Raw genomic sequence first — 8873 nt, 5'->3', positions numbered from 1 at the left:
TTAATATATTTTTATCATTTAATATATCATTATAATCTTTAAATATATAACGTCTTATATCATATATAATATTTAATTCTTCGAAATTTAATATATTATTTTTAGTGATTTTTTTACTTGTGATTAAAGAATAAAGAGTTAAATCATCTAATCTGCTAATTAAATATATATAGCTATTAATTTTAACTAAACTATATCTACTTTTTAGAAAATTCTCTACAAATGACCTTAAAATATATTCATTTTCTAAAATAGCTCTCTTAGATGATACAAATAAAGCTTTTTTGTATAATACATATCTTTTATTACTGCACAAATTAACCTTTTATATCTTTTCCAATCCTTTTGCCAACTTCTAGCGCTTTTTTATTTAATTCCTCTGTACCCTTTGGAACCCTTGATAGAACAGCATTTAAAAGTGATTCATCCCTTGCAATTCCACATATTTCATTAAGGACTCCAAGGGAGAGTATATTAGCAACTATTGTTTTGCCTACTTCCTCTGCAGCTGCCTTTATAATTGGGGCTGGATAATATTTTACTTTTTTATCAGGTACGTTTTTTACTATAAAGCTATCATATATAACAATAGCATCCTCTTTTAGATCATCTGTATACTTATCAATTGATTCTTGTGTCAATGCTACCATTATATTAGGTTCTAGAACCTTTGGATAAAATATTTCATCATCACTAATAATAACCTCACTTCTAGCAGCACCTCCTCTAGCTTCAGGACCATATGATTTAGTAGTTATTGCATTTTTACCCTCATATACAGCTGCAGCCAATCCTAGAATAATTCCAGCTGTAATCATACCTTGACCACCTGAACCGCTTAATCTTATCTCATCTCTTCCCATATTATTTAGCCTCCGTTAATCCAACCATTTTATCGTACAACGTTAAATAGTCAACTCTTTCATCTTTGTGAAGCACACCGATTACAAATTTATCTAAAAGCTCCTCTTTGCTCATTTTTTCAGCTTTCTTTACACTAACTGCATGTTCCTTTTGCCATAACAACATCTGCGTTGGAGTGCCCATCCTATTAGCTCTTCCAAAGCCTATAGGACATGCCTCTATAACATCTACAACACTTGTGCCTTTATGGTTAAAGGCCTCTTTTAGAATACCCTCTAGCGGGAGTGCATGATAGGTCGTGCCCCTTGCAACAAAGGTTGCCCCTGAACCAATTGCTAAATTACATATGTCAAAAGGCTGTTCAGCCATACCATAAGGGGCAGTAGAAGCCCTTTTACCTATAGGCGTTGTTGGTGAATACTGATATCCCGTCATACCATAATTAAAATTATTGAATACAATAACTGTTATATCAATATTCCTTCTGCAGGCATGTATAAAATGATTGCCCCCAATTGCTGACATATCGCCATCACCACCTAATGCGATAACCTTAAGTTTTGGATTTGCTATCTTTATCCCTGTAGCAAAAGAAATTGATCTACCATGTGTCGTATGCAATGTATTGAAATCAACATATCCTGGAAGTCTACTAGCACAACCAATACCAGAGGTTACAACTATCTCATCTTTATCCCACCCAACTGAGTCTATTGCCCTTAGCATTGCCTTTAAAATAATACCATGCCCACAGCCAGGACACCAAATATGTGGAAATTTTTCTACCCTTAAGTATTTTTTATAATCAAAGGACATCTTAATTCCTCCCTATTGTTTCAAAAATTTTGTAAGGACTTATTGGTTCAACATCTAAACTATTAACGCCTTTTATCTTACAATTATCTCCAACTATTCTCTCAACCTCTAATATTAATTGCCCAAGATTCATCTCAGGTACAATAATCGTATCAACCTTACCAATATATTTTTCAAGATGTTTTTCTGGAAAGGGCCAAAGTGTTTTAGGTCTAAATAAGCCTGCTTTAATGCCCTTCTTTCTTGCAATCAGAACTGCATCTTTAGCAGATCTTGCTGTATTTCCAATTGCCACTATTAAAAACTCTGCATCATCACACATAAATTCTTCTACTTCTACTATATCATCATAATTATTATCTATTTTAGCCATCAGTCGTCTAACATCTTTTTCATGTAGTTTGCCATCATTTGTTGGGAAACCTGTTTTATCATGAAATAAACCTGTTACATGGAACCTATATCCCTCACCAAATGCTGGAAGAGGATTTACTAGATTATTATCATCATAGGGTAAATATTCTTCTGGTTTGCAATTGGGTTTTTTTCTTTCAATTAACTCAACCTCACCTTTTTCAGGGAGTTCAAAGGGCTCCATCATTTGACCAATAATCCCATCTGTTGCTATAACCACTGGTACTCTATATTTTTCAGATAAGTTAAACGCTCTAACTGTTAACATAAAATGTTCATTATTATTATAGGGAGCTAAAACAATAATAGGGTGATCACCGTGGGTGCCCCATTTAGTTTGCATTATATCAGATTGACTTGGACCAGTTGGCATTCCCGTTGATGGACCTCCTCTCATTACAGTTGCGATAACAACAGGAACTTCCGTAAGGCAGGCAAACCCCAAATTTTCTTGCTTTAGTGAAAAGCCAGGACCACTTGTTGCTGTCATCGATTTAACACCAGCCAATGAAGCACCTATAATGGCACCCATTGATGCAATTTCATCCTCCATCTGTATAAACCTGCCACCATTTTTAGGCAGCATTCCAGCCATAGCCTCTGCAATCTCTGATGATGGTGTTATGGGATAACCTGCAAAAAACTTACAACCAGCATAAATTGCACCATAAGCTATAACATGATTACCCATTAGAAATTTTACATTCTTTTTAGCCATATATTAACTCCTAACCTTCTCCTTTTTAATAACTTCAATTGCAAAATCTGGGCATCTTAATTCACATTGCATACATGCAATACATTTTTCAAGATCTTTCACATGTGCTTTAAAATCTTTTAATTCAAGTGCATTAGTTGGGCACAATTCAACACATATTCCACACCCTTTGCACCATTTAACATTTACTAACACATTTTCTGCTTTCATAAAACAACCCTCGTTATAATATATTCGACAATACTTTTTTAACTGTACTCCCTATGTGTGCTGGATTTTCTACAACATGAACACCCACACTCTTTAATGCCTCCATTTTTGCTATTGCAGTCTCTTTGCCACCAGATATTATAGCCCCTGCATGGCCCATCCTTTTACCTTTTGGAGCAGTTTTGCCAGCGATAAATGACACTACTGGCTTTTTTATATTATTTTTTATATATTCAGCAGCATCTATCTCCATAGTTCCACCAATTTCACCAATAACTACCATAGCATCAGTATCTGAATCATTTTCAAATTCTTCTAATAATTCAACTATACTTAAGCCAATTATGGGATCACCCCCTATACCAATTGCTGTTGAAATGCCAAGACCATTTCTAACTATTTGGTTACTTGCTTCATAAGTCAAGGTACCCGATTTTGATATAATACCTATATGTCCCTTTTTAAATACATATCCAGGCATTATACCTATCTTACATTCCTCAGGGGTTATCACTCCTGGACAATTTGGACCTATTAGTTTAGCCCCCATTTTTTTAGCATAATCCTTTGCATACATTATATCCTTTGTTGGAGCACCTTCTGTTATAGTTACAATAAGATTAATACCTTCCTGCACTGCCTCCATAATAGCCTCAGCAACATATGCAGGTGGCACAAATACTAAAGAAGCATCTGCATTTGTAGCCTCTACAGCTTCTCTTACAGTATTAAAAATTGGTATATCTAGATGATAGCTTCCACCCTTACCGGGCGTCACACCTCCTAATATCTTAGTACCATACTCTATACACTGAGTAGCATGGAAGGTCCCCTCTTTACCTGTCATTCCCTGTACAATTACCTTGGTTTCACTATTAACTAATATACTCATTATACTGACTCCTTTGCTATATTCACTACTTTATTAGCAGCCTCTTCTAAATCTTTCGCAATTATAAAATTCATATTAGAATTTTCCAATAGTTTAACTGCCTCATCAGCATTCGTACCATCTAATCTAACAACTAATGGCACTTTAACCTCTATAAGTTTAGCTGCTTCTATAATACCCTTTGCAACCCTATCACACCTAACTATGCCGCCAAAGATATTAATTAATATTGCCTTAACATTTGGATCTTTAAGTATTATCTCAAAACCTTTTGCAACTGTCTCTTCACTTGCACCACCACCTACGTCTAAAAAATTTGCTGGCTCACCACCAGTATACTTAATGGCATCCATTGTTGCCATAGCAAGGCCAGCTCCGTTAACCATGCAACCTATATTACCATCTAATTTAACATAGCTAAAACCATATCTTTCAGCCTCAACCTCCATTGGATTTTCTTCTGTTATATCCCTGATTGCCTGAATCTCTGGCTGCCTATATAATGCATTATTGTCAATAGACATCTTAGCATCTAAAGCAATAAATTGCCCTGATTTAGTTTTTACCATAGGATTAATCTCAATCAATGAGGCATCGTAATCCATATATACATTATACAAAAACTTAGCAAAATCAACAAATTTTGGCACTTCTCTTCGATCCATGCCCATTTTAAAAGCAAGTGTTCTTGCATGAAATCCTTGAAAACCAATAGTTGGATCAATTGATACCTTAATTATACTCTCAGGATCTTTAGCTGCAACCTCTTCAATCTCCATTCCACCCTGCGTTGACGAAATCATAATAGGTTTTTCAATTGACCTATCAAGCATAATTGCAAAGTAATATTCCTTCTCTATGTCAACAGCTTCCTCTATATAGATCCTATTAACTATCTTGCCCTCTGCTCCAGTCTGCTTGGTAACCAAAGGTTTACCAAGGAGGCCTTTTGCATGCTGCTCCACCTCTTCAGTTGAATTAGCAATTCTTACCCCTCCTGCTTTACCTCTACCACCAGCAAACACCTGCGCTTTAACAACCCACATATCACCACCCATTTGTTGGGCAACTTTTCTTGCGTTTTCTGGCTTAAAAACTACAAATCCCTTTGGTGTTGGCACTCCATATTTTCTAAATATTTCTTTAGCCTGATGCTCATGTATATTCATAATAACTCCTTATAAGAAAGTGATTGTAATTTTAATTTTTTTTCAAACATTTGTCAATAATAATTAGCGGGTCTGTTTGACCCGCTATTAAAGTGATCTAAATATACTTTAGTCTTTTTAAATCTTCAACTAACTTTTTAACACTATTCACAGAATTATTGAACATTCCCTTTTCCTCATCATTCAATGAGATCTCAACTACCTTCTCAACACCACCGGCTCCAAGAACAGCTGGCACACCGACATAGTAACCATTAACACCGTATTCACCTTGAAGATATACACATGTCGGTAAAACCCTTTTTTGATCTTTTATTATAGATTCGGCCATACTAACAGCTGATGCCGCTGGAGAATAGAAGGCTGAACCTTTTTTTAGTAAGGCAACAACTTCGCCTCCAGCTTTTCTTGTTCTCTCAACCATTTTATCCATTACTTCTTTTGCCTTATTTTTATCACCATACTTACGTTCCAACAACTCCATTACAGGTATACCATTAACATTAGTATATCTTACCAATGGCACCATGGAATCACCATGCCCCCCTAATACTAATGCATTAACATCCTTAACAGATACACCTAATTCCCAAGCTATAAAAGTCGCAAAGCGTGAAGAATCTAATACGCCAGCTTGTCCAAAAACCCTATTTGGAGCAAAGCCTGTTACCTCTTTCATTAAAGTTACCATTGCATCTAGTGGGTTTGATAAAACCATTACATATGCATCTGAAGCATACTTTTTCAAATTCTCAGCTACTTCCTTTACAATATCTGAATTGGTTGTAAGTAAATCATCCCTGCTCATTCCAGGCTTTCTCGGTAAACCTGCAGTAACTATAACGAGATCTGACCCTTCAATATCTCTATAACTATTGGTACCTTCTAGTTTAACATCAAAACCATCTACTTTTGCTGCCTCTGCTATATCTAAACACTTCCCCTGTGGCATATCCTCAACTACATCATACATAATAACATCACCCAGCTCTTTCTTGGCAATTAATTGTGCTAGCACTCCACCAATTTGACCACCACCGATTAATGCTATTTTAGATCTTTTAAAACTCATATTTACACCTCCTGTTATTTATTATAATAACTAATTATATTGTACATTGTATACATAAATAACTCAAGTATTAATATATCATAATAAAAATATTTTTGGGATAATTTTTTAAGCATAATCTAACTTAAAACCCTCTATTTTATGAAACTCGAGATATTTATAAATTTGTTTACTATAGGGCAATACTTTCTTATTCATTATCTCAAAATATTTTTTCACATCAGGAATCTTACCTTCAACTGCTGTTATAGCACACAACTCAGCTGAGCCAAGATAAACCTTTGCATTATCACCTAAACGATTATCAAAATTTCTTGTAGAGGTCGATATTACAGTAGTATTAGGAGCCACTCTCGCTTGGTTGCCCATACACAATGAACATCCTGGTATCTCTATACGAGAACCAATTTTTGTATATATATTAAAAAATCCCTCTTCTTTTAAAACTTTTGCGTCCATCTTTGTAGGAGGACATAACCAGATTTTTGTATCCTTAATATAGTTTTCATTCTCAAATATTTTGCCAGCTGCCCTAAAGTGACCAATATTTGTCATACAAGAGCCAATAAATACTTCATCTATCTTTGTGCCAGCTACTTCAGAAAGTTTTTTTACATCATCAGGGTCATTTGGGCAGGCAAGAATTGGCTCATCAATCTCATCTAAATCTATCTCTAATATCTCTTTATATTCAGCAGAGGAGTCCCTTCTTAAAATTTCAGGATTATCTAACCATGCTTCACATTCATCTATTCTCCTTTTTAATGTCTCACTATCCTGATATCCTTCATTAATCATTTCTTTCATCAAGGCAACATTACTCTTAATGTATTCCGCAATGCTTCCCTCTGATAAACTTATTGTTGCCCCAGCAGCTGACCTTTCAGCGGAAGAATTGCTAAGCTCATATGCTTGTTCTACTGTTAAGTTTTCCAAGCCTTCAATCTCAATAATCCTACCATTAAATACATTCTTTTTATTTTTCTTTTCAACTGTTAAAAGACCCTTTTTAATTGCAAAATAGGGGATTGCATTAACTAAATCTCTTAAAGTAATACCATCTTTTATATTACCTTTGAATTTAACTAAAACAGACTCAGGAACATCTAAAGGCATAAATCCTAAAGCACCAGCGAAAGCTACCAACCCAGAACCAGCTGGGAAAGAAATTCCTATAGGGAAACGTGTATGAGAATCTCCACCTGTACCTACCGTATCTGGTAATAATAATCTATTAAGCCAGGAATGTATAATTCCATCTCCTGGTTTTAAGACAACCCCACCTCTTGATATAATAAACTCAGGCAAATTCCTATGCATTTCAACATCAGTCTTTTTCGGATATGCAGCAGTATGACAAAAGGATTGCATAAACATACCTGTTTGAAACTTTAAACATGCTAATTCCTTTAATTCGTCGGCAGTCATAGGACCTGTAGTATCTTGAGAACCAACAGTTGTCATTTTTGGTTCACATGATGTCCCAGGCAAAACGCCCTCAACTGAACAAGCTTTTCCTATTATCTTCTGGGCCAATGTATACCCCTGTCCTTTTTTAGGTTTGGGATTATCAATTTTACAGAAAACATCAGATTCGTCTAAACCTAATATTTTTCTTGCCTTATTGGTAAGCTGTCTGCCAATGATTAAATTTAGTCTTCCTCCTGCACGATATTCATCTTTTAATGATTTAGGCTTTAGCTCAAATTCTGTCATAAGTTCATCATTTTCATTATAGATTTTACCTTCTTTTGTGTTTATTTTAATAATATCACCTGTATTTAATTTCGTAACATCACACATAATAGGTAGACCACCAGAATCCTCAAAGGTGTTAAAAAATATAGGCGCAATTAAACCTGCTAATGCAATACCTTTATTTCTTTTATTTGGCACGTAAGGTATATCTTCACCAATATGCCACAACAACGAATTAGTTGCAGATTTTCTAGAGGAACCTGTACCTAAAACATCGGAAACAAATATTACTTTATGACCTTCTGTTCTAAACTTTTTAATTGTATCAATCCCACCTGGAAATCTCTTTACACCCATCGATAATGCATGCAGTGGTATATCAGGTCTACTCCATGCTTCACTAGCAGGGGACAAATCATCTGTATTAACTTCACCATCAACCTTATAGACTTTTCCTTCTATTATCTCTGGTAAGGCAGCTTTATTCTCAAACCATTCAGCATCTGACCAAGATTGGATAATATTTTCAGCATATTTGTTATCATACATTAGTTTTACAATCTTATCAAAATATTCATATACGAGTATTATATTCCTAAACTGAAAAGCTGAAAGCTCAGCTAATCTATTATCAAACAATAACTCATATAAATATATAACATTATATCCACCAACCATTGTGCCCAATAGTTCTACTGCCTTATCATCTGTTAAGCTTTTTACATTTACTTTAGATTTTGCAACTTCATACAAAAAATGGGCTTTTACTTTGGCTGCTTCATCAACTCCTGGTGGTACCCTATTAATTAAGAGATCTATAAGCCAGTTTTTCTTATCTTCTGGAACCCCACTTTTTAAAAGATCGCATATTTCCTGAACCTGATAATTCTTAAGAGGCTGTGGTGGTATCCCAAGTTTTTCCCTCTCTTTTACATGTTTTAGATAACCATCAAGCATTATTTCCTCCTTATTGATATTTATATTTTATTGATATTAATTTAAAATTTAAAATAAATTTAT

The 8873-nt window shown here is 34.8% G+C and carries 9 protein-coding genes; all 9 read right to left on the bottom strand.

What is annotated here, in order from left to right; genetic code table 11:
- Positions 1 to 316, bottom strand: a 316-nt coding sequence (locus SVN78_06345) for a hypothetical protein (GenBank protein ID MDY6821223.1), incomplete at its 3' end; no start/stop codon positions are given.
- Between the two features lies 1 nt (position 317).
- Positions 318 to 863: a 2-oxoacid:acceptor oxidoreductase family protein gene (locus SVN78_06340; GenBank protein MDY6821222.1), complete on the bottom strand. Its 546-nt coding sequence runs from the start codon at positions 861 to 863 to the stop codon at positions 318 to 320.
- Between the two features lies 1 nt (position 864).
- Complete coding sequence (locus SVN78_06335; protein ID MDY6821221.1) at positions 865 to 1680, bottom strand: 2-oxoacid:ferredoxin oxidoreductase subunit beta; 816 nt, start codon at positions 1678 to 1680, stop codon at positions 865 to 867.
- Between the two features lies 1 nt (position 1681).
- Positions 1682 to 2812, bottom strand: coding sequence for a 2-oxoacid:acceptor oxidoreductase subunit alpha (locus tag SVN78_06330; protein ID MDY6821220.1), 1131 nt, complete (start codon positions 2810 to 2812; stop codon positions 1682 to 1684).
- 3 nt (positions 2813 to 2815) lie between these two features.
- Complete coding sequence (locus tag SVN78_06325; protein ID MDY6821219.1) at positions 2816 to 3022, bottom strand: 4Fe-4S binding protein; 207 nt, start codon at positions 3020 to 3022, stop codon at positions 2816 to 2818.
- Between the two features lie 13 nt (positions 3023 to 3035).
- Entirely contained in the window at positions 3036 to 3914 is an 879-nt protein-coding gene (gene sucD, locus SVN78_06320; GenBank protein MDY6821218.1) for a succinate--CoA ligase subunit alpha, read from the bottom strand.
- Positions 3914 to 5083, bottom strand: a complete 1170-nt coding sequence (gene sucC / locus SVN78_06315) for an ADP-forming succinate--CoA ligase subunit beta (protein ID MDY6821217.1) — start codon at positions 5081 to 5083, stop codon at positions 3914 to 3916. Before sucC ends, sucD begins: the two co-directional genes overlap by 1 nt.
- 97 nt (positions 5084 to 5180) lie before the next feature.
- Positions 5181 to 6155 (bottom strand): malate dehydrogenase, encoded by a 975-nt coding sequence (gene mdh, locus SVN78_06310; GenBank protein MDY6821216.1) that lies wholly within the window; start codon positions 6153 to 6155, stop codon positions 5181 to 5183.
- Positions 6156 to 6263: 108 nt separating this feature from the next.
- A complete protein-coding gene (locus SVN78_06305; protein ID MDY6821215.1) occupies positions 6264 to 8810 on the bottom strand; it encodes a bifunctional aconitate hydratase 2/2-methylisocitrate dehydratase in 2547 nt (848 codons plus the stop codon).
- Between the last annotated feature and the right edge of the window lie 63 nt (positions 8811 to 8873).

The organism is Deferribacterota bacterium (genome assembly GCA_034189185.1).
GTDB lineage: Bacteria > Chrysiogenota > Deferribacteres > Deferribacterales > UBA228 > UBA228.
Note: the sequence above shows the minus strand (reverse complement) of the source record. Positions and strands in the feature narration are given on the sequence as shown.